This window comes from Candidatus Thiosymbion oneisti, assembly GCF_900092655.1.
Lineage (GTDB): Bacteria > Pseudomonadota > Gammaproteobacteria > Chromatiales > Chromatiaceae > Thiosymbion > Thiosymbion oneisti.
In genome coordinates this window covers 1-318 of the sequence record NZ_FLUY01000954.1, presented here as the reverse complement: position 1 = coordinate 318, position 318 = coordinate 1, and the positions used below count along the sequence as shown (strand labels likewise).

Annotated in this window: 1 protein-coding gene; it reads left to right on the top strand. The window is 54.4% G+C overall.

Annotated elements, in window-relative coordinates; all coding sequences use genetic code 11:
* The coding region (locus BQ17_RS20630) for a winged helix-turn-helix transcriptional regulator (RefSeq protein WP_141699209.1) at nucleotides 1–318 on the top strand (318 nt) is incomplete at both ends.

Here is a 318-nt window from a genome sequence, read left to right as displayed (position 1 = left end):
AACTACCCAAGAAACTACCCAAGAACGGATCCTGGCCTTGTTGCGGCAAGAACCCACCCTGACACGCAAGGCTCTGGTAGCACACATCGGCGTCACTGCTGACGGCATCAAATACCATCTGACAAAGCTTACGGAGAACGGCCGCATTCGCCATGTAGGTCCGACGCGTAAAGGACACTGGGAAGTGCTTGCACAAGAAGTCGAATTCAGCTATCCACCGATGTCGCAGCCTTCGGGGAAGACTACCCAAGAAACTACCCAAGAAACTACCCAAGAACGGATCCTGGCCTTGTTGCGGCAAGAACCCACCCTGACACG